The following is a 20,195-nucleotide window of genomic DNA, read 5'->3' as shown; positions in this document are numbered from 1 at the left end:
CCACACTCCAGTCGTACCAACTGGTTTGGCTGAATACAGATACAAAAAGGCCCCGATATCGTTCGGGGCCTTTGCTTTTCAGCGATTTATGCTCTTAATAGCGATGTTGGAATCGACACAACGACTTTCTCAACCTCTCCAGAGCGCGCAAAAATTTGCTGACTCAACGCGCTCGATAGCGCCAAACCCTCAACAACAAGCTGCTTACCATTGGATTTGGTTAATACCATACCAGCTTGAATCTCCGACTCCACAAGTTGATACACAAACGGCACTTGGCACAGAGTAAACGCCAACTGATCTTTCTCAACCACATAGCTTTGCGTTTGACCCGCCACACTTTGGCAAGAGAACGGTGCCGAATCGGTCAAGAACTCATGACGATGAAGCAAACGTGGGTCGATACGAATCTCGCCCTCTTCAACCAAGATACCCAGCTCAACAAAGCGCGTAATCACTTCTTCTTTCACCTGCCCTGTCATACCTGGTTGCTGCGCACCAGCATGCTTTGGTGTGTGAGAGTACGGATCTGTTGGGAATGCGCCGTAGTTTTCTGGCGTTTTGTTGAAACCAATACCAGCGCGAACTCGGTAGTAGTATTCCGCTAACTTTTGCGTATCTTCGCTATCAGCGTCCAGTTCACGCGCTGCCAAGTAGTTTTCTTGTACCGCGAGCAACAGCTTAGAAACCATGTGCCAGTAGATACAGCCTAAACCTTCGTAACCAAACATAGTGCCTGAGCGGCCAGTAAACGCTTTGTGATTGAACACATCTTCGTATAGGGCTTCAATCGCTTCCCATTCTTCTTCAGCAACATCAGCATAATCACCACGGAGTTGCTGAATCTGAGCTTTAAGATAACCGCTGTTCTCTAGGCTCGCATGGAAGTGGAATTGACCTTGCTCATCCGCATTTACTAAGCGTTGATCGCCCTTCTTCAGCATCGAACTTAACACCGGCACCGCATTGATTTGCGCGCCCGTTAAGCTGTTCTTGTTCATGAATGCACTCAAATCACGATCTGGGTACAACATGAAGCTGTGTTGATCTTCGCGGTACATCTCGCTGGCAAACAAATTATCCAGTAAATTCACCGCTTGTGCTGGTGTCAGCACGCCAGCGCTCAGGGCTGCCACTTGACCTTCCAACATTGGGTACAACTCTTCCACCTGCAGACTTTCCGCAGAGTAAGTCAGAATGTTGTAAGCGTTAAACAGGCCGTCTTCACGCAAGTTGTTAGCAATGCTCGAATCCAGCACGGTCAAACTCACCTCAAGTAGCTGCTTGATAGCCGATGCTTCAACGGTGGTTTTGCCCGAGAAACCATTCACACGGTATACGCGCTGACGGAAATCTTCGGCGGCTTTCTCCAACTGAGTCAGGATCGCTTTGCGGGTTTGGCGAGTTACGGTTTCTTGGCGAATCTCTTTTGCCGCTTCCGACAAGATACGAGTGGTTGAAAGTAGCCATTCAAACACTTCTTTCGACATGCTGACCGACGCAGGTGCATCTGCCAACAGTTGCTGCAAGAACGCGACATAGCGACGCATGTAGTACAGCGTGACCATCGACAAGCCATTGCCCACAATCGCGTTGTTCGCATCGTTCCATTCTGGTCGCTGAGTATTGAGCCAAATGCCGCCATCAAGTACCAAGTTACTCAGTTTCGCCAACAGTGGTACTAGCACTTTCTCAGTCAGGTTGACCATGTACACGTCGTTGTCGCTACCAAGCACCAATCGACCATCGCTGCCCATTGCAGATACGTGTTGTTCGATGCTGTGTTGCAACTCATCATTGAACGTCACGGTGTCTTTTGGATTGACGAACAACTTCTCAACATCACACAACTCGTAAGGTACGTTCGCGTAGCTGAACACATCCGTTTGCATCATCGCTAACAGGTCATCGCGCTGATACTTGTCTGCCAGTTCTAGGAACTTGAGTAAGTAAATGATTTGATGGTCGCCCCAATAACCAATGTTGCTCCATGGGTCATCTGGCTCCAGCATTTCCCAGTCAATACCATCTTTGGTGATGCGGTATGGGTTATAGCCATCCATTGTGGATGCATTCACAAACTTGGCTAGGAACGATTGAATAAAGCCAGGATAGCTCAGCGCAATCGCCTCCCAGTTTTGGAAAATATCGCGCCAGTTACCTTGGTAAGAAAGCAAACGCTCGCCATTGTCGTCTTTCAATTTGATTTCGTAGTGGTTCCAAGGACGACTTGGATCACCGTGGCGACGACCAAACGTCAGCGGCAAATATTCGTAACTTAAACGGATTAACTGTGCATCTTCACTCTGCTTAGCCAGACTCACAAGCTCAGCATGGGTAAACTGCTCCGGCAGGTCATTAAACAGCGCAGCATGACGTTCAAACACAAGGCGGTTGGCATTACGAATCGTCGCCAACACATCTTTTTTATCTAGGGTGTAATTGTTCTCAAATACCCCACCACGCATGTTATTGAACAGCACGTTCGCGTAGTGGTGCACACTGGTCTCTTCTTCCGCGGTGATTTGCCAAGCATCCGCACCAGACATCAAACTTATCAGCTCTTGTTGATTGGCAGCGATGCTCTGCTCAACTTGTTGCGCCATGTTCACTGGCTGCGCAAGGCGATTACGCATCGTTGTCACATCACTGTGGTTCTTATCGATGTCCGCAATGATCAACCAAGACTTGTGTTGGTTTGCTTCTAGCTTGATAGACTTGTGAATCAAGTAGCTGCCACGTACGCCTTTGGTCAGAGTTTCATTCTTGATTTCACGACCTTGACGGAACGCGCTCACTTGGCTGCTGCTCAATAAGCGCTGGCCATAATCGTTATCGACACTGAATACGGTCGTTGCAAGCAAAGATTCCGCAGGCTCAGCGCGATCACTGAGTTTTGCGTACATGGTAAAGAGCGCTAGTGAACTGCCATCAAGCAACTCATTCCATTTGTAGGCATCGACCAAAGCGCTACGAGTTTGCAACGCAGACAATGGTGCGCCCGATGGCAATAGGTTTTGCAGGCCATCAATCAATTCAATCTCTCGAGTTGTGCCTGACAGATCGGTGATTTGCGAGCGACGAACAAAACCAAACTCTTCACTGGTGTTCCAGCTGTATTGGAATTTAAGCTTTAACGTGTGGTTAAGCTCTTCAAAAACAATCTTGTCGCCAATGGTGTTTTTGTACAGATGGCGCTCAACTTGGTACAAGCCATCATGATGGCGGTTGAACGGTTCCCACATCGCCACGCCTTGTTCGCTAGCGACTTTAATGATGGTTTTTGAACCCGTGTTTTCTGCACTCTCATGGATGTGATCGACAGATTTGTAAGGGAACAGCGCGTTCTCGGGACGAATACGCCCCGCCGACAAGCTACCCGTGGATGAAATAAACAGCCAATGGTCACTGGCAGACACGACACTGATGAAAAACGGGGTCATTTGGTCGACATGAGAAATCTTGTAGTATCGCTCGCCGTCCAAATCGACGAAGCTTCCCTCTACGGTTGGGCAAGAATAATGTTCAAAAGTCATAATGTTCTTCCAATAATTATGAAAGCGCTTTCTTTCTACGCTTTTTTTAATTAGCTAATTTGTCTTTATCCTAAGTGGTGACAGCGGGCGTAATGGTCTTCGCCGACTTTCGTCGCTTCAGGCACTGATTGAGTACACACTTCGGTCGCTTTTAAACAGCGACTGGCAAACGGACAGCCTACGCTGCTTGGCTTCCATAGCGGGATTTCACCCTTCTTCGCCATCAAATCGCGCTTGCCTGAATTTCCCACTTCAGGCACCGCTGAGAGCAATAACTGGGAATATGGGTGTTGTGGATTTTGTGTCACGTTGTCGCTGTTGCCCCACTCGACCATATGGCCCACGTACATGACGGCGGTTTTTTCTGCGAAGTAACGTGCGGTCGCGATGTCATGGGTGATGTACATGAAAGAAATGCCGTGCTTGTCTTTCAGATCAGACATCAAGTTCAAAATGCCCAAGCGAACTGACACGTCGAGCATTGAGATAGGTTCATCCGCCAGAATCACTTCAGGATCGACGGCAATCGCACGAGCAATCGCAACACGTTGGCGCTGACCGCCACTTAGCTCATGTGGGTATTTTTCTGCGGTTTCTTTCACCGGAGACAGACCAACCAGCTCAAGCAGTTCGTAAACCAGCTTTGGAATCGCGTCTTTTTCCGCACGTTTGTGGATCAGAAGCGGACGTGCAATATGGTGGTAAATGGTATGAACTGGGTTCAACGAGCCAAATGGGTCTTGGAAAATCATCTGCACTTGGCGCGCGTATTCCAGCTCGCCGTGCTCTTGAATGTATTCACCCAACTCTTGGCCTTTGAACGTTACCTCACCATCGGTTTTGTCGTAGATGCGCGTCAGAACGCGTGCGCCCGTGCTTTTGCCTGAGCCAGATTCACCTACGATAGCCAGCGCTTCCCCTTTGCGCAGTTCAAACGTGACGTCATTCACCGCTCGCATCAAGTTGCTTTTTGCAGACTGACCAATAGGAAAGTCTTTCACTAGATTCTTAACTGAGAGAATCACCTCTGGGTTTGTTACGTTATCCATTATTCTCTCCCGTTTACATCAAATGACATGACACTAGGTTGCCATTCGTAACTGGCACCAAGGTTGGATCACTCTTCTGACACGCTGCAAAACATGCATTGCAACGCGCTTGAAAGTTACACCCTTGCGGAATTTTCAGTAGGTTCACAGGGTTACCCGGAATGCCGTATAAACGCTCTTTCGGCCCGTGAATGGTTGGGAATGAAGAAATCAAACCTTTGGTGTATGGGTGTTGAGGATCACCAAATACGTTCTTCGCATCCCCAAGTTCAATTAGGTTGCCCGCATACATCACACCAATGCGGTCTGCGATTTCGCCCATCAAGCTCAAGTCATGACTGATGAAAAGAATCGAGAAACCAAATTTGCTCTTCAGTTCGTAAAGTTCATTGAGGATTTCACGCTCTACCACCACATCAAGCGCGGTGGTTGGTTCATCCATGATGATCAGTTTTGGCTCCAGCGCGAGCGCAACAGCAATCACCACACGTTGACGCATACCGCCACTCAATTGGTGTGGGAAGCTCGCCATACGGTCGCCGTGAATGCCCACCACGCCAAGCAGCTCAACCGCACGGTCATACGCTTCTTGGTAAGTCACTTTTCGGTGCGCAAGAATCACGTCTGTTAGCTGCTCACCAATGGTAATCACTGGGTTTAAAGAGTTCATTGCACTTTGGAACACCACAGACACGTCATTCCAACGGAAGTTGCGCAGCTGTCTATCGTTCATCTTCAACACGTCCTGACCTTTGTAGAGAATTTCCCCTTCAGAGATCAGAGCCGGTGCTTTATGCAGACGCGAGATAGCAAATGCCAAGGTACTTTTGCCGCAGCCAGACTCACCAGCGATACCAAGCGTTTCACCCGGAGCAATGCTGATGCTGACGTTGTTCACCGCACGCGCTACACCGTTTGGTGATACGTAATCAACGCATAGGTTGTTAATTTCTAATAAGTTGCTCATCTTAGACCTCGGCGCTTATCTGCTTCTTTTTTCAGTTTGTGCCACAGCTTAATGTGTGGACCAGTACGAAGTTTCGGGTTACTCACTTGGTCAATCGACATGTTGATCAGTGCCAGTGCACCACCTGTGATTGCGAGAGCCATCGCAGGGACTAGCATCTCCCACCAAGCGCCGGTGTATAGAGACGAAGACGTTTGTGCCCAGTACAACATCGAGCCCCAGCTCACTTCTGTTGCGTCACCCAAACCTAGGATGCCAAGACCCGCCTCTGAGCCCATTGCGTAAATCACTGTGCCCAAGAAACCACCAAATACAATCGAGACAAGGTTCGGTAGGATTTCGACTAGGATGATGCGGATTTTTGATTCACCCATTACTTCTGCCGAGATAATGAATTCTTTATTTCGAATCGCCATGGTTTGCGAACGAATAACACGTGCCCCCCAGGGCCAGGAGGTTATCCCGAGCAATATGGTGATGACGAGGGACCCCACCTGCCCTAAGAAAGCGGCGAGCACAATCAGCAACGGGAGCTGAGGGAACACCAAGAAAACGTTAGTTAGGAAATTAAGACGCTCATCGATTTTGCCGCCGAAGTAGCCCGCAGAGACACCGATAATGACGGCTAGGCTCATTGCAATCACACCAGCTGAAATCGCAACCGTGAGCGACTTTCTCGCGCCGTGCAACACTTGGCTGTAGACATCGCGGCCACTACGAGTAGTACCTAGTACGTGCTCTGCATTTGGCGCTACGTGTGGTCTCGCAACACGACGGTCAGGATCATGCGTTGCTAGCACAGGAGCGAAAATCGCACCAGCTAGAACAATCGACAACAGCAAACCACCGATAATGGCAGGCGGGTTGCCATAGAAAAAAGCGTACACTTTGCCGAAGCTTTTTTTGATTCGCTTCCAAGAGAATTTCGACTCACGAGTCATCAGTTCATCGTGCTCAGAAGGCGTTGGGGTATTGATTAGTTTTTCCATGATGCACCTTAGTTCGAAATTCGTGGGTCAAGCCACACGTACAGCAGATCAGCAATGAAGTTGGCAGTCAGAACCGCCGTCACTAAGATAAGTAAGATGGCTTGGATAAGTGGGTAATCACGCGCCACAATGCCCTTCAGTAGAATGTTGCCCAAACCTTGGTAGTTGAACACCACCTCTGTCATGATTGAGCCTGCGAATGAAAAACCAATCGCCATCGCAATCGCTGTTGCAACAGGCAAAATCGCGTTACGACCTGCGTAGCGGCTCATCACTTTGTAGCTGCTTAAGCCTTTCGCTTCTGCCATGGTGACGTAGTCTTCACCCAGCACGTTGATCATCGCGTTACGCATGTTGAACACCCATGTCGAGATACCGACTACGACCATTGAGCCCATTGGCAAGATTGCGTGTTTCGCTACACTGCTGATGAATTCCCAGTTAAAGCCAGGCTCCAACGACGGGTCATAGGTGTAAGCCAACGGCAGCAATTCCATCTTCAAACCGAAGAAGTAGAACAGCAATAAAGCAGTAACGATGTAAGGGAAGTTACTAATGAAGGCCAGCACTGGCGGCACGATTTGGCCAAACAGTCCTTCACGACGGTAAGAGGCATAAGTACCAATACTCACACCAATAATCAGCGCCACGATCAGAGAACCTAGCGCGAGGAACATGGTCCATGGCAGTGCCATCGCAATCACTTCAGATACGCTGACTGGGAACATCAAAACCGATGGACCAAGATCAAGCGTGAAAACACTTTTCATGTAAGCGATGTATTGAACAAAGATGTTGCCATCAACAAAGCCGTACATCTCACGTACAGCATCCATCTGAGCAGGATCCATTCGACCTTGCGCCGCAGCAAACAAGGCATCAACAGGGTCACCAGGCATAAGGCGTGGCAACATGAAGTTGAAAGAGATCGCAATCAGAAAGGCAGTAAAATAAAAGCCAAATCGGCGAGCTAGAAACGACATATCAAACCTTTAACTTACGAGCCACAACACGCACTTACTTTTGCAATTACGGTTGCGGCTCCGATGTTAATTAAAAAACCTACCTACAAATTGAAACTGTTAGTTATTTCAGGTGTAGGTTGTTCAGGATGATCACGCGCTTGCCGCCGTCATACCAAACCGGTTGGATGTAAGGGTCTTTTTCACTTGGCCAACCAACGATATTTTTCGTGCTGTATTGGAACCAAGTTGGGTTTGAGAACAGCGGGATAAATGGCATGTTCTCTGCCGTGAACTCTTGAAGTTCAGAGATGATTGCTTCTTGTTTCTCTGCATCACCAATCTTACCGAAGCTGTCGATCAGCTTATCGATTTCAGGAGAATGCACACCGTGACCTGCGTGGAAGCCTTTACCAACGCGTGATGTGTGGTAGTACTCTTGGAATGCTAGGATTGGGTTATCCGACACCATTGACCAGTTGATTGACATGGTGAACGCACTGTCTTTCAAGTTCTTGTCGTATACCGCCCAGTCAACGGTTTTCACGTTCGCCTTGATGCCAACATCCGCGAAGTATTCTGTCACCATTTGCACGACCTGAATCCAGTCCGTCCAGCCGTTAACCACTTCGATATCAAACTCAACGGTAGAACCATCAGCGTTATCACGGAAGCCGTCGCCATTGCGGTCAACAATACCAGCTTCATCGAGTAAGCTCTGCGCTTTCTTCGCATCGTATTGCGTTAAGTGACCGAACTTTTTGTTCACATCTTCATCAATGTGGTTTTTGTAAAGCTCAGCAATACCACCGACGTTATAGTTCACCGTTGGGTAACCGTAAGCCGCAATATCAACAATGGCTTCACGGTCTAGCGCCATAGACAAGGCTTGGCGTACACGCAGATCATCAAACGGGGCTTTCTTGGTGTTCACGTACAAGTGAATCGCATCGTTCGCTGGGTACCAGAAGTGGTTGTTTTCTTTGTCTTGGCCAACAAACGTGGACTCAACATCTGCAATAAAGTTTGAACCCCAGTCGATCTCGCCTTTGATCAGAGCCGGCTGGATCTGTGAGTTATCGTTGTAAGAACGGAAGTTTACACAGTCTAAGTAAGGGCGGTTTTCTAGGTAGTAGTGCGGGTTACGGCACAGTTCCATCTGCTGAGGTTTTACGTACTTCACCGTCGTCATCGGGCCGCTGCCCACTGGATTAGGGTTAGTGAACGTTGTGTAATCTGTTACTTTCGACCAAGTGTGTTTAGGGACAATGTGGTAAGCGCCGATGCTCCAAAGGAAAGTTGAATCTGGTTCTGCTAGGTTGAATACCACCGTTTGTTTATCTGTCGCTGCAATGCTCGTTAGGTTGCCCGTTGGCCAAATAGCTTTTACATCAAATGCCGGCGCTTTCTTTGTCAACTCAAAGCTGAACACTACGTCTTCTGCTGTAAGTGGTGCACCATCAGACCATTCCAAGCCATCGCGTAGTTTCAACGTAATGGTTTTTAGATCATCAGAGTATTCAACCGATTCCGCCAAACGGTAATGCGTTTCACCCGTCATGTTGTTCAATACAAACAGTGGCTCGAACATAATGCCGTGTAAGGTGTCCTTCGTCGTGTAAGGGTTAAAGTTTTCAACAAACCCGGTATTGATGATTGGCACCGTCAGCGTACCACCTTGTTTGATGGTGTCCGCTTGAGCAGTAGTAGCAAGCATCATGCTGGCAGCAAATGTAGCGAGCAGAGTTTTCTTATGCATCACATTGTCCTTTTATAATGTTGGATACGAAAAGAAAGCGCTTTCTTTTTATTTCAAAAAAATGAAGCGAACTTTGTAGAATGGTTTCATCAGTTCATCATCGCTGACGACGCTGACAGGCTCGAAACCGACATAAAGAAAGCGCTTTCTTTATGCGATAGATACTCGTAAAAATGCTTAGGTTCTTCAATAAAAGTGAGCAAAAACAAAGCTCTGATCACAATCAAACAAAATCAATATATTCAATAACTTAAAATAGCACTAGATCTCACTTTAATTTTTAATCTATTAATTTCAATAGGTTAAAATCAACTCCAAAACCTTGTATTTTGTGAGCTCATGCAAGTTTGATCATGCGCGATGTCACGATCATTTTTGACAATAGCCACTCCTAATAAAGTTCATTCATTGATTCACTCTTCGTGCGCTCGTACACAAAATTCCACGAAACAAAAGAAAGCGCTTTCAATATTAAATAAGCAGTGAAATCATAATCTAATGAGATCCACTTAAAGGAGAGCACCATGGTGCAATTTTGGAATGGCAATAAATCAACGATTCGTCAGCAATATGAATGGGAGGCCTTGCAACTTGTGCTCCAAAACTCTCAGCATGAATTCTTATTAAACAATGACTTAACAGAATATCCAAATGCAAAAGATGAAGGGCAAGTCTTCTCTCACGGAACTGATCTGCTCGTCACCGTTGCTGGCAATAAGAAGTTTACTCAAGGCAGTTATCTGATGCTTCCACAGCCTTTATGTAAAGGGTTATTAGGCTGCCGAGTTTTGATTGTCCGTAGAGACCGACTGGCAGAGTTTCGAGGATTGAGTGAAGCGAAGCTAAAACAAATGAGTATTGGTATTCCTGCAACCTGGGCGGATGCCGATCTGTTTCGCGTTAATCAATATCAAGTCGAAGAGCATGGCAGTTTAGAAGAGCGCTTATTAGCCGTACAGAGTGGCGAATGTGATTACATGGCATTAGGTGCAAATGAAGCCGAAGCGATCGTGACACAATACGCGTACCTTGTTCCCGATTTGGTCGTGGAACCAACCATTATGCTCTATTACCCTTTCCCACTGGTGTTTTACTGCCATCCAGAAAAGGCCGAGTTATTTACAGAGCTCAAGTTGGGGCTGGAACGCAGCTTGAATAATGGTGAACTGGATGAGTTATTTGAACAAACCTACGGCACAGATGTGCGTGCAATGAAGCTCCACCAGCGCCGTGTGTTTCATTTGACCAACCCTATTCTGCCCAGTGAACTGGCTTACTATCAATCGGACTTATTACCCGCTTAGAGCAGTGATACCCAAGTAACCCTAGCTTTTGAGTATTGGCTACTTGGGTATTGGCTTATTGAGGACGGAATTTCGATACCGTTGAATCACGCACAATCAGATCGATCGGTGGAAGTCGAGTATTGCACTGCTCGCCAGTCAATAAACCAAGAATCGACTCGGCACAGGCTACCCCAATTTCTTCAACAGGTTGACGTAGTGTGGTCAGCCCCGGCGTGAAATACTTCGACGTAGGCAGATCGTCAAAGCCAATCACAGAGACGTCTTCCGGCACTTTAAAACCGTGGTCGTGCAGCGCTTTAATCGCCCCATAAGCGGTCTGATCATTGGCGGCAAACAACGCCGAGAAATGCACTTTAGATTCAATCAACTCAACGGTGCGTTCATAGCCGACTTCGCTACTGAAATCGCCCTGCTTAATGAGGTTGTTCCGCACTTTGATCCCCGCTTCAGTGAGTGCCTTCTTATAACCGACAAAACGCGCAACCGCGTCTGGTTGGTTGAGTAACCCTTTGATATGAGCAATGTTCACATGGCCTTGTTGCAACAAATGCAGCGTTGCCATGTGGCCACCTAGAACGTTATCGATGTTGACTGAATGCAGCTTTTCACTGGTGTAGCTATAACCAACCGCAACGACCGGAATTTTTCGCGAATACTCCACTAATTCATGCTCGGTTAAGCTGCCAGCGACCACAATCACACCATCAACATTACTCTTTGCCAGATAATCCAACGCTTGTAACTGCATACTGTGCTGCCAGTACCCCGAAGCAATCACGAGCGAATACCCTTTTGGCCCAAGGAATCGTTCCATATCGTTAAAGATACGGCTAGTGAACGGGCTTTCAGGATTTTGAACTAACACACCAATCGTCATAGAGCGCGTATTAGTGCCCTGATTCATCTGATAGTTCGGTTTGTAATCGAGCGCTTTGATCGCGTCTTCTATCGCTATGGTTTTCTCTTTAGAAATAAAGGTGGTGCGATTGAGAAAACGAGAGACCGTACTCGGTGAAACCCCAGCGAGTTTGGCGACATCGTAAATGGATGGAGCGCGTTTTTTCTTTTTCATAGTTACCAACATGCAAGCTAATGATAGAAATATATTTAACCGAAAGGAGTACGGCAACGCTTAACGATAAGAAATGAGAGCTTGGTAATTAGCCAGCACGCCTTAAGCGCACTGGCTTTCATATGTCAGATTAGAATGTTGCTAGAGAGTTTTCACTCAACGCATCAAATAGGTGAATTGCATCCAAATCCAAGTATAGAGTCAGCGTATCCACATCCACTTCAGCCGCTTGCGTTTCCACCATCAATGGCTGACCAGCGATTTCTGTCTTCAACAGAATACTCGCACCCAATAGCTCTTTATCTTTGATTTTCACCGGGAACGGCAGTACGCGGTCGTGATCCACTTGCTCTGAACGCAAATGAATGTCCGTCGGACGAACACCAAAGTGCAGCGCTAGGTTCTTAGATGCATGGGCTTTAAAACGCTCTGGCAGAGGAATACGAACATCACCCAGTTCGACTTCCCAGTTGCCTTCTTCACCCACTAGCTTCGCATCTAGCATGTTCATTGATGGGTTACCAATGAACTGTGCCACGAACTTGTTTGCTGGGCGTTGGAACACTGCAGTTGGCGTGCCCACCTGAGCCACATAACCATCTTTCAGAATCACGATACGATCCGCCAATGTCATCGCTTCAATCTGGTCGTGGGTTACGTAAATCGTCGTCGTTTTCAGTTCGCGATGAAGGTGTTTGATCTCTTCACGCATCACACCACGCAGCTTGGCATCAAGGTTAGACAATGGCTCATCAAACAAGAATACTTTTGGCGTACGCACCATCGCACGTCCCATCGCCACACGTTGACGCTGGCCACCAGACAGCTCTTTTGGCTTACGATCCAACAGCGCGTCCAGCTCCAGCATTTTCGCCGCTTTGCGCACTTCAACGTCGATTTGATCTTTCGGCATGCCCTTTAGCTTAAGCGCAAAGGCGATGTTCTCGTAGACCGTCATGTGTGGGTAAAGCGCGTAGCTTTGGAACACCATCGCAAGGTCACGGTCTTTGGCGTCGATTTTATTCATCAGCTTATCGCCAACGTAAATCTCACCGGCTGTGATGCTCTCTAAACCTGCCAACATACGCAGTGTGGTCGATTTACCACAACCAGACGGTCCAAGGAAAACCACGAATTCGCCATCTTGCACGGTAAAGTCGAAGTGCTTGACGACTTCCACATCATCGTAAGATTTTTTGATGTTTTTGAATTCTACTTTAGCCATTATTTGTTCTCCTCAGCTCGCTCTAGCAGCATGTTTCGGTACGCAATCGCACTCTGCTTTAAGGTGCGCTCTTGAGTTTGGTAGTCAACGTGCACGATGCCAAAACGTTGTTTGTAGCCATACGCCCACTCGAAGTTATCCATTAGGCTCCAGGCGAAGTAACCATTCACATTTACCCCTGCTTTGATCGCTTCATCCAGCGCTTCTAAATGCGATTGGAAGTAGCGTACACGCTGCTCATCATTCACTTGACCAGCAACATGGTGATCATCACCCGCCGCGCCGTTTTCAGTGATGTACAGTGGCGGTAGATTTGAGTAACGCGCTTTTAGACGAAGCAATAGATCGGTGAGTGCTTGTGGGTAGATTTCCCAACCAATAAACGTATGCTCTGCTTCTGGTTGAGGAATGCTCTCTAGCATGCCGTTCGCATCAAATCGCACTACACAACGGGTATAGAAGTTGATGCCAATGAAGTCTAGGTCAGTACGGATGATATCGAGGTCACCCTCTAGAATCATCGGCATATTGTGCGCTTGACGCTTAAGTACGGTTTCTGGGTATGTCCCTTTCAACACTGGGTCCATAAACCAGTGGTAACCTTCTGCATCGCTGTACTCTGCTGCTTCCGCGTCTGCCTCTGTGTATGGGTATGCAGGCGTAGCATTGAACACACAACCGTGCATTGTATTTGGTGCGTTCTTACGCATGTGTGGAATCGCCAAGCCATGAGCTAACATCAGATGGTGTGCTGACAAGAAACCTTCACGCTCACCTTTGATACCTGGCGCATGCTCACCCCAACGGTAACCTAGGTAAGCAGAACAGAAAGGTTCGTTCAGTGTTGCGTAAGAATCAATCTTGTCACCGAAGTAAGCACTAACTACATCAGCATACTCTGCAAACTTGTAAGCCGTTTCACGGTTAAGCCAGCCACCTTTATCCTCAAGGTATTGAGGCAGGTCCCAGTGATAAAGAGTGACAAACACTTTCAAACCGCGAGCATGACATTCATCGATGATTTGTTCGTAGAACTTCAGCCCTTCTTTATTCACCTTGCCATCTTCTGGCAGGATACGAGGCCATGCCATCGAAAGACGGTAGGCATCCACACCAAGACCTTGAATCATCTCAATGTCTTGTTTCCATAAATGAAAGTGATCACACGCCACATCACCGTTATCAGCATTGTCGACGGCGCCTGGTTTGTTGCAGAACGTATCCCAAATCGATGGTGTGCGTCCGCCAAGTTGTGCGCCTCCTTCAATTTGGTAAGACGAGGTCGCAACACCAAATAGGAACTCCGGGCGGCGCATTTTAGAATCTTGGGGTAATTGGAATTTATTCATTATATTTTTATGCCTTAAATTTCTCTTAACCTTTAACAGCGCCTGATGTCAGACCGCTAATCATCTGTTTCGAAGCAAATAAGTAAGTAATTACTAACGGGAGAATGGAGATAGTAGTGCCTAGCATCACCGCGCCCCAAGGCGTATTTGGAATGCCCTGCACGCTTCGCAGTGCCTGAGTAATCACGTAGTTCTCTGGCGTCGTCAGTACTACCAATGGTTGCATGAACATGTTCCAGAAGAAGACGAACTGCACGATAGCAAGCGTCGCGAGCGCCGGTTTCATCAGTGGCAATACCACGCTCCAGTAAGTTCGGAATTCACCTGCACCATCTAGCTTCGCTGCTTCTAACAACTCTTTCGGGATCGATGCCACCACGTGCTGACGCATCAAGAAAATACCAAATGGCGTGGTGGTGAACGGTAGCCAAACCGCTAAGTGGTTATCGAGCAAACCAAGGAACTTCACGATCATAAAGTAAGGGATCAGACTCAATACTGGTGGAATCATCATCGAGCCAACCAACATACCAAACAACACGTTTTTACCTTTGAACTTGTAGACTGCAAACGCATAGCCACCCATGCTACAAAATAGCAATGAGATCGTGGTGCCTAGGAACGCGATGTAGATGGAGTTAAACATCGCCTGCCAGAAAGGCATAATTTCCAATAGCTTGGCGTAGTTGACTGCTAAACTATCACCAATGGCAAAGCTGATGCCTGTACCAAAAATTTCGGTACGGTCACGGGTTGAAAGTAACGCCGACCAAATGAACGGGAATACCGTCATGATGGCAGAAACAATCAGTACGGAGCCGAGCATCACCATCAATACTTTGGTGAAGATCTCGATGCTGCGATCGCTTGGACGCCAACGCTGCGCCGCAGGTAAAGTGTTAGTACTCATCTTATTGCTCCCCTAGACCTTTCTTACCGAAGAAGAAGAATTGAACCGCTGTACAGCCTGCAATCAAGGTAAAGAGCAGCCATGAAATTGCTGACGCTGTACCCATTTCTAACCATTCCCAACCCACTTTGTAGAGGTACATAGAGATGGTTAAGCCAGACTGACCCGTACCACCAGTACCGCGCGTTAGAACAAATGGTTCTTCGAACAACTGCAAGTTACCGATGATGGTCATGGTGACCGCAAAGAAGATGAATGGACGAATCATTGGTAGTGAAATGCTCCAGAATCGACGCCATGCGTTTGCACCGTCCATACGTGCCGCTTCTAGGATGTCTTTAGGAATCGTCATTAAGCCGGTGGTGTACAACACGATGTTGAAACCGGTGTATTTCCAGAACACCATGATGGCGATGGAAGGCTTCACCATGGTCGCGTCATCTAACCAACGGATTGGCTGGAAGTCGTTCACCCAAGAGAATGCCCAACCAAACAAGGTGCTGTCTGCCAGTGCCATCAAGCTTTGGTTGATGATGCCCGAGTTTGGCGAGTACATGTTGAAGAAGATAAGCGACGCTGCCACCGTAGATGTAATGAACGGTAGGAAGTACGCCGATGTCAGCCAATGACGGAAACGGTCACCCAGCGACACCAAGATGTACGCCACAGGTAAAGCAACTAAGTGCTGAGCCACACCTGATGTGATGGCTAGCCAAAGCGTGTTTTTCAGTGAGCGCCACAACCACGGGTCTGTCAGAGCAATGTGGTAGTTTTCGAACCCCACATAGTCCATTGCCCCCAAACCCTCGACTGGGTTCCACTCATGAAAAGAAAGAAAAATAGAAAACAGCAACGGAAAAATTCCGAACACTGAAAAGATAATCAAAAACGGCAATAGGAATCCATACGGTGTAAGCGCTTTCAAATTTAGACGAGAAAAAATGCTCTCACGCTGTGATGTTTCCATAACCTTGCTCGCTGCCTGATTCATAGTAACGACCTCTTACCTAGAAGGGGGACATGCCCCCTCCTTGCCTTAAGTATTGGCAAAAATTACAGATTACGCGTACGACGTTTAATCATGCGCTCAGCTTCTTTAAGCGCTGTCTTAATGTCTTTACCTTCATCCAGCACTTCCATCAGTGCGTTTTCTAAGATGATTGAACGAGCAACGTGATCGCCTTTCGCTGGTGCCACTGGCTTGATGTTCTGCGCCACTTCAGCAAACAATAGGCGTGCTTGCTGACCACCTAGGAATTCGATTTTCTCTTCGAACATTGGGTCGTCGTAAGTCGTGGTGTTAGCAGGGAATGCTGCAATGGTTTCGAAGTGTTGAAGCTGAATATCACGCTTGGTTGTCATGTATTCGATCAGCTTCCACGCTTCATCTTGGTGTTTAGATTGGGTTGGAATCGATAGGAATGAGCCCCCCCAGCTTCCGTAAATACCATCAGGAAGGTTAGACACGCCCCAGCTGCCTGCTGTTTCTGGCGCAATCCAGTTGTTTAGGTGACCAAGTAGCCAAGCACCAGAAAGCTGAGTGGCAAATGTGCCGTTACGGAAGCCTTCGTACCATTCGTTTGACCACGCCAGAATACGACCGTCCAAGCCTTTGTCACGGATCTCTTTTGCCACTTCGAATGCGTGCACAAAGCGCTCAGAAGTCACAACTGGGTTGCCATCTTTGTCGAAGTACAGACCTTCACCTTCAGGAACTGTAGTGAAGATGATCGCTTGTGCCACATCAGCTGCCGAAGCGATTAGCTGTACATTTTGCTTTTTCAGCGTTTCACCTGCGGCGATATAAGAATCCCAATCTTTGATCGCTTCGTTAATATCAATGCCCGCTTTTTCAAAGATGTCTGTGCGGTAGTACATAACGCCAGGACCTAAATCGACAGGCATGCCGTACACATCACCGTCGGCACCTTTGCCTTGCGCCCATGCGTAAGGAGCAAAGCTCTCTGCGTGCTTATCAGCGCCATAATTCTCAGACAAGTTCACCAAACCGCCTGACGCCACAAATGGGCCAATCTTCTCTACATCAACAACAATCACATCACCTGCACCAGAACCCGTCGCCAAGTTGGTTGTCAGCTTCGTATGGTGGTCGCCATGATTATTCATTAGGTAATCAACTTTAATACCCGTCTCTTTCTCAAAATCAGGTAGTAGAACTTTCAAGCTACTATCGAAGTCAGGAAAGCCATCGAAGCGGATTTTAGTTTCGTCGGCAGCGTTTACCGTCGCAGCAACACCAAGTGCAGCAGTCATGGCAAGCGTCAAAGTTTTCAGTTTCATGTTGTTGTCCTTAATTATTGTTCTAGAGAGTATTCAGTTCCTTGACCGAACTTCTTGGCACTAAGTTAGGAGTGAGTTTGAAGTTCACATCACGTTTGTTCTTGTTCAGCGCTTGGATGACAAGTTGCACCGCCTCTGCGCTCATCTGTTCTATAGGGAAGTTAACCGTGGTAAGGGCTGGCGTTAGGTAACGTGCAAATAAGATGTCATCAAACCCGACAAGCGAGATTTGCTCAGGCACCAATATTCCTTCTGCTTTTAAGACTTCATAAGCACCAAATGCCATGTGATCATTACACGCAAATACTGCAGTGAAACCGCTTTCACGTTTAAGCAATTTACGCATAGCACTGATGCCAGATTCTTCTGTAAAACCGGCCTCGGACACTAACGCTTCGTCATACGCGATTTCCGCTTCTTCAAGAGCCTTGCGGTAACCTTGTAGACGCCCCCGTGCGTCAGATCTGTCCAGAGGTCCGGTTATACATGCAATGTTGCGATGCCCCATTCGCAACAAGTATTCGGTCGCCATTCGGCCACCAAATTCGTTATCAATCTCGATACAGCTGTGTGCCATTTCAGGGATATAACGGTTGACTAAAACCACCGGTATCCCCTTGCTATCTAGATCGATCAAATAATCATCTGAAAGACTCTGTGTGTGCAGAATCATAGCGTCCACTCGGCGTCCAAGCAGAAACTCTACCGATTCACGCTGACTTTGTTCCGTGTTGGAGCCTGCCGTCACAACCACGTGGTAACCCATGCGGCGCAGACGCTCTTCAATACTGTGCAAAATGCCTGAGTAAAATGGGCCACCCAATTCAGGAACGATGATACCGATGCTGCCAGTGCGGCTGGATGCTAGTGCTTGTGCAATAGAGTTGGGACGATACCCTAGCTCTTTGATTGCTTTTTCGACTTTTAGCTTTTTGTCATGGCTAACTCGGCATGAGCCATTTACGACCCTAGAAACCGTAGCCTGAGAAACGCCAGCGTATTCAGATACATCTTTAATCGTCGCCACAAGAAACCTCTTTACTGACTGCACATCACGAGTTTCATTACTCTCGAAACCGCTTTCATAAAGCAATTATTCAATATCCATTGGATGGTTAGCGTGAGAGAGTTCACAACAAGTTTGGGGCTAAATTGAGTAATTTGATAAATAATGAGGCTACTTGCAGTTTTCTTTTCACCCATGAAACTGTTTCATGAGACAACACAGACCGCAGCCTTTTAACGAAAAAAAGCCTCCACGAGGGAGGCAAAAACATAAGAGTTAAGAGATGAATGGATGGTAAACACCTGATACTTCTGCCTTAAGTGTTTACCATCTTTACATGGACAGTAGTTAACTAGGTGTGGCTTACCACCACGCTTCGAACATTGCACCAACCGTTAGAGTATCTACATCGGTTGCCACCTTGTCGCCATTGGAATCAAAGCCTGTGTATTCGTTGTCTGCATTACCGACTGTTGCGTAGAAACGTAGCATTGGACGAGACCAGGTTTCAGGACCGATTGCCATATTTTGCGATAGAGTCATTTTCCAAGAGCTATTAGTAGCGTCAATATCATCGTAATCCACCACGCTGTAGCCAGCTTCCAGCCAAGTAGAGTGAATATCGTTCCATTGGTAAGTAGGGCGAACAATCGCGTTGTAGTTCACACGGCTTTCATTGCCTTCTACTTCCAATGACTGGTATGCCGCTAAGTATTGAATACCCGCTTTGTCTGTGATTGAGGTACTACCATCAAAGCTCACTAATAACGCGGTTTGGTCTTCAGCTAAGTCAAACACACTGTCTTTTGCATTGTCTGAGTAACGAACAATCAAACGTTGGCCTGCAGCAGATAGTTCACCTGCCACTTGGTAAGCGGTAACATCGCCCACATCCTCATCTTTTAGTTTTTCAGACGCAAAACCGTAGTTCGCATAAACACTGAGATTTGCAGATTCACCTAGCTGGATACCGTGTAGTTTACTGGTCAGTGCATAACGGCCATTGTCTCCCACCATGTCACCTTCCACTTGACCTACTGCACTGAAGTCAAACTTCACGCCGCCTAAGTCTAGGTTATAGAAACCACCACCTTGGCCATCGTGCATCATCCAGAAGTAGTCGTTTAGGTCTGTTTGAGGACGTTGGTGGAAATCACGACCTGCCCACACATACAAATCAGGTTGGGATTCAAATAAATTAGAAGCTCCAGCATACATCTTCTTCACGTTTACACCGCCATCGTCAGCCCATGAAGCGTCCGCCCAGTGATCTAACATGAAGACCAAATCCCAAATCGCACCACCATCGCTCTTGAATGCTTTTGCTAACTGGAATTCACCACCGTTTTGTTCATTACCAAGACGACCAGTCGCATTCGAGTTCAACGCGCCCGCGGTACCAACGGTCAGAGCATCACTGCCTTGATAACCCGCTCCGTAGCGAGCGTAGCCTGAGAAAACAATTCCAAGTGGGACTTCTGTTTCAGAAGAGAGAACGGCTGGTTGCTGATCAAAGACGTAGCCCGTTTCCAGTTTCGTTTCCAGCTCTTGGATACGTTTTTCTAATGCATCAACATCGGCATCAGCAGCAAAAGAAGGTAGAGAAGCAAGCGAAGCGGCCACAGCAAGAGAGAGAGGTAAAACTTTAAAGTTTTTCATTTTATATCCCTAAAATTTGTATGTGTTGTTATTTCAATAGGGATATTAAGGAATGAAAGGGGTGAAAAGCCGCTACCGCTTCACAGGTCAATAGCGAGCCAAAT

The 20,195-nt window shown here is 47.3% G+C and carries 15 protein-coding genes; 1 reads left to right on the top strand and 14 read right to left on the bottom strand.

Features of this window, described 5'->3' with window-relative positions:
• Positions 1 to 86 precede the first annotated feature (86 nt).
• From J4N37_RS20915 to J4N37_RS20890, 6 genes are all read right to left on the bottom strand, one after another.
• Positions 87 to 3,536, bottom strand: coding sequence for a 1,3-beta-D-glucan phosphorylase, GH149 family (locus J4N37_RS20915; RefSeq protein WP_252042189.1), 3,450 nt, complete (start codon positions 3,534 to 3,536; stop codon positions 87 to 89).
• Positions 3,537 to 3,601: 65 nt separating this feature from the next.
• Positions 3,602 to 4,585: an ABC transporter ATP-binding protein gene (locus tag J4N37_RS20910; protein WP_038888527.1), complete on the bottom strand. Its 984-nt coding sequence runs from the start codon at positions 4,583 to 4,585 to the stop codon at positions 3,602 to 3,604.
• A gap of 13 nt (positions 4,586 to 4,598) precedes the next feature.
• Positions 4,599 to 5,552 carry an ABC transporter ATP-binding protein gene (locus J4N37_RS20905; protein WP_252042188.1) on the bottom strand — a complete coding sequence of 318 codons (954 nt, stop codon included), beginning with the start codon at positions 5,550 to 5,552 and terminating at the stop codon, positions 4,599 to 4,601.
• Positions 5,549 to 6,541: an ABC transporter permease gene (locus J4N37_RS20900; protein ID WP_009706761.1), complete on the bottom strand. Its 993-nt coding sequence runs from the start codon at positions 6,539 to 6,541 to the stop codon at positions 5,549 to 5,551. Before J4N37_RS20900 ends, J4N37_RS20905 begins: the two co-directional genes overlap by 4 nt.
• An 8-nt stretch (positions 6,542 to 6,549) precedes the next feature.
• Positions 6,550 to 7,524 (bottom strand): ABC transporter permease, encoded by a 975-nt coding sequence (locus J4N37_RS20895; RefSeq protein WP_005428401.1) that lies wholly within the window; start codon positions 7,522 to 7,524, stop codon positions 6,550 to 6,552.
• A gap of 103 nt (positions 7,525 to 7,627) precedes the next feature.
• The gene (locus J4N37_RS20890; RefSeq protein ID WP_050909110.1) at positions 7,628 to 9,262 is read right to left on the bottom strand and encodes an ABC transporter substrate-binding protein; all 1,635 of its coding nucleotides are present in this window, start codon (positions 9,260 to 9,262) and stop codon (positions 7,628 to 7,630) included.
• A gap of 524 nt (positions 9,263 to 9,786) precedes the next feature.
• Between J4N37_RS20890 and J4N37_RS20885 the strand changes: the two genes are divergently transcribed.
• Entirely contained in the window at positions 9,787 to 10,566 is a 780-nt protein-coding gene (locus J4N37_RS20885) for a transporter substrate-binding domain-containing protein (RefSeq protein WP_252042187.1), read from the top strand.
• 55 nt (positions 10,567 to 10,621) lie between these two features.
• Here J4N37_RS20885 and J4N37_RS20880 read toward each other — a convergent pair whose 3' ends face one another.
• The 8 genes from J4N37_RS20880 to J4N37_RS20845 form a co-directional block, all read right to left on the bottom strand.
• Entirely contained in the window at positions 10,622 to 11,641 is a 1,020-nt protein-coding gene (locus J4N37_RS20880) for a LacI family DNA-binding transcriptional regulator (RefSeq protein WP_252042186.1), read from the bottom strand.
• 130 nt (positions 11,642 to 11,771) lie between these two features.
• Positions 11,772 to 12,866 (bottom strand): ABC transporter ATP-binding protein, encoded by a 1,095-nt coding sequence (locus tag J4N37_RS20875; RefSeq protein ID WP_252042185.1) that lies wholly within the window; start codon positions 12,864 to 12,866, stop codon positions 11,772 to 11,774.
• Positions 12,866 to 14,215, bottom strand: coding sequence for a GH1 family beta-glucosidase (locus J4N37_RS20870; RefSeq protein WP_252042183.1), 1,350 nt, complete (start codon positions 14,213 to 14,215; stop codon positions 12,866 to 12,868). The genes J4N37_RS20875 and J4N37_RS20870 overlap by 1 nt, the downstream gene beginning before the upstream one ends.
• A gap of 25 nt (positions 14,216 to 14,240) precedes the next feature.
• Complete coding sequence (locus J4N37_RS20865) at positions 14,241 to 15,125, bottom strand: carbohydrate ABC transporter permease (protein WP_009706754.1); 885 nt, start codon at positions 15,123 to 15,125, stop codon at positions 14,241 to 14,243.
• A 1-nt stretch (position 15,126) separates the two neighbouring features.
• Complete coding sequence (locus tag J4N37_RS20860) at positions 15,127 to 16,116, bottom strand: carbohydrate ABC transporter permease (RefSeq protein ID WP_010453544.1); 990 nt, start codon at positions 16,114 to 16,116, stop codon at positions 15,127 to 15,129.
• Between the two features lie 62 nt (positions 16,117 to 16,178).
• On the bottom strand, positions 16,179 to 17,426 hold the full coding sequence (locus J4N37_RS20855; RefSeq protein ID WP_252042182.1) for an ABC transporter substrate-binding protein: 1,248 nt from the start codon (positions 17,424 to 17,426) through the stop codon (positions 16,179 to 16,181).
• A 22-nt stretch (positions 17,427 to 17,448) separates the two neighbouring features.
• A complete protein-coding gene (locus tag J4N37_RS20850; RefSeq protein ID WP_010453548.1) occupies positions 17,449 to 18,453 on the bottom strand; it encodes a LacI family DNA-binding transcriptional regulator in 1,005 nt (334 codons plus the stop codon).
• A gap of 342 nt (positions 18,454 to 18,795) precedes the next feature.
• Complete coding sequence (locus J4N37_RS20845; protein ID WP_252042181.1) at positions 18,796 to 20,091, bottom strand: carbohydrate porin; 1,296 nt, start codon at positions 20,089 to 20,091, stop codon at positions 18,796 to 18,798.
• Positions 20,092 to 20,195: the final 104 nt, after the last annotated feature.

Source organism: Vibrio sp. SCSIO 43153 (assembly GCF_023716625.1).
Taxonomy (GTDB): domain Bacteria; phylum Pseudomonadota; class Gammaproteobacteria; order Enterobacterales; family Vibrionaceae; genus Vibrio; species Vibrio rotiferianus.
The sequence above is the reverse complement of the archived record's forward strand: the minus strand, read 5'-3'. Positions and strand labels throughout refer to the sequence as shown.

Coding starts and splice junctions, on each gene's coding strand:
- J4N37_RS20860 (WP_010453544.1), bottom strand. CDS start 16,116: ATGAATCAGGCAGCGAGCAAGGTTATGGAAACATCACAGCGTGAGAGC.
- J4N37_RS20900 (WP_009706761.1), bottom strand. CDS start 6,541: ATGGAAAAACTAATCAATACCCCAACGCCTTCTGAGCACGATGAACTG.
- J4N37_RS20875 (WP_252042185.1), bottom strand. CDS start 12,866: ATGGCTAAAGTAGAATTCAAAAACATCAAAAAATCTTACGATGATGTG.
- J4N37_RS20865 (WP_009706754.1), bottom strand. CDS start 15,125: ATGAGTACTAACACTTTACCTGCGGCGCAGCGTTGGCGTCCAAGCGAT.
- J4N37_RS20845 (WP_252042181.1), bottom strand. CDS start 20,091: ATGAAAAACTTTAAAGTTTTACCTCTCTCTCTTGCTGTGGCCGCTTCG.
- J4N37_RS20905 (WP_252042188.1), bottom strand. CDS start 5,552: ATGAGCAACTTATTAGAAATTAACAACCTATGCGTTGATTACGTATCA.
- J4N37_RS20880 (WP_252042186.1), bottom strand. CDS start 11,641: ATGAAAAAGAAAAAACGCGCTCCATCCATTTACGATGTCGCCAAACTC.
- J4N37_RS20910 (WP_038888527.1), bottom strand. CDS start 4,585: ATGGATAACGTAACAAACCCAGAGGTGATTCTCTCAGTTAAGAATCTA.
- J4N37_RS20885 (WP_252042187.1), top strand. CDS start 9,787: ATGGTGCAATTTTGGAATGGCAATAAATCAACGATTCGTCAGCAATAT.
- J4N37_RS20855 (WP_252042182.1), bottom strand. CDS start 17,426: ATGAAACTGAAAACTTTGACGCTTGCCATGACTGCTGCACTTGGTGTT.
- J4N37_RS20915 (WP_252042189.1), bottom strand. CDS start 3,536: ATGACTTTTGAACATTATTCTTGCCCAACCGTAGAGGGAAGCTTCGTC.
- J4N37_RS20890 (WP_050909110.1), bottom strand. CDS start 9,262: ATGCATAAGAAAACTCTGCTCGCTACATTTGCTGCCAGCATGATGCTT.
- J4N37_RS20870 (WP_252042183.1), bottom strand. CDS start 14,215: ATGAATAAATTCCAATTACCCCAAGATTCTAAAATGCGCCGCCCGGAG.
- J4N37_RS20895 (WP_005428401.1), bottom strand. CDS start 7,524: ATGTCGTTTCTAGCTCGCCGATTTGGCTTTTATTTTACTGCCTTTCTG.